The sequence below is a fragment of the Helicobacter mehlei genome, from assembly GCF_003660265.1.
In the GTDB taxonomy this organism is placed as follows: domain Bacteria; phylum Campylobacterota; class Campylobacteria; order Campylobacterales; family Helicobacteraceae; genus Helicobacter; species Helicobacter mehlei.
Map to the genome: position 1 here is coordinate 1 of NZ_QXQP01000060.1, position 1,077 is coordinate 1,077.

Consider the following 1,077-nt stretch of genomic DNA (forward strand, 5'->3'; position numbering starts at 1 on the left):
CTAGTTGGGGCTTTTCTAGCCTTTTGGTATCAATTGCCCGTTTGACTATTAAAATGCTAGCGCATTTTGCAAAAGCCTAGGGGCTTTTGCTCATTAAACCCTTCGGCACTCTAGGTGGGGCTTTGCCCTCTATATCATTAAACACTACGCGTTCCGCTACGCTCCATTAAAGCCTTCGGCTTTAACCCTTGTCACCCCTTTTATTTTTAGTTATGATACGCCCATCACGCCCTTTAAGCTTTAAACACTTCTTGGGGGGCGTGTTAAAGGCAGATATGCAAGATTCTAACACCCTTAAAGAGATTTTTAAACAAGATTTAGAAGCCAACACGCCCAGCATTGCAGAATCCAAGCAGGCACTAGCTTATTACCACGGCAACCAGTTACCCCCCGATGTTTTGAACATCATTGAGCAGCGCGGGCAGACCCCCATTGTGGAAAACATCTATAAAATGATTGTGAATAAAATTCTAGGCTATAAAATACAGAGTATCCAAGAAGTTAGATTGACTCCCCGCCAAGAGGAAGACAAGCCCCTAGCGGACCTTTTGAACGATTTATTAAAATACTTCAGCCAAAAGCGCAATTACGACCAAGAGATGATCAAGCGCGATAAGGATTTGATTATGGGTGGCTTAGCGGTGATGGAGCTTTGGGCTATCCAAGACGAGCAGGGTTATATTGACATTGAGCTTAAAGCCCTTGACCCCCGGGCTTTTGTGATAGACCATATGAGCACGCACCCCAATGCGCTAGATGCTAGGCGTTTCCACAAGGTGCTTATCAAAGACGAAGAGAGTTTGAAGCAGATTTTGCCCGATGTAGAGCTTATCTATGAGAAGAACAGCAATGAGCGAGTCGCGCGCATCATAGAAAGTTGGGTGAAAGAGTTTGAGGGGGGGACTTGGGTGTGGAATCGGTATTTGTGGAGCCAACAGGGCGGAATCTACAAGTTTGAGCCCAAGCCCTTTAAAAATAACCGACACCCCTTTATTGTGGCCAAATTCTACCAAGATGAGCAGAATCGCTATTACGGGCTTTTTAGGGATATTAAGCCGATGCAAGATTATATCAACT

General features: G+C 44.9%; 1 protein-coding gene. It reads left to right on the plus strand.

Going from position 1 to position 1,077, the window contains the following annotated elements; genetic code table 11:
* Positions 1-275 precede the first annotated feature (275 nt).
* Positions 276-1,077: portal protein (locus EAO36_RS08210; protein WP_459562061.1), on the plus strand; the 802-nt coding region annotated here is incomplete at its 3' end.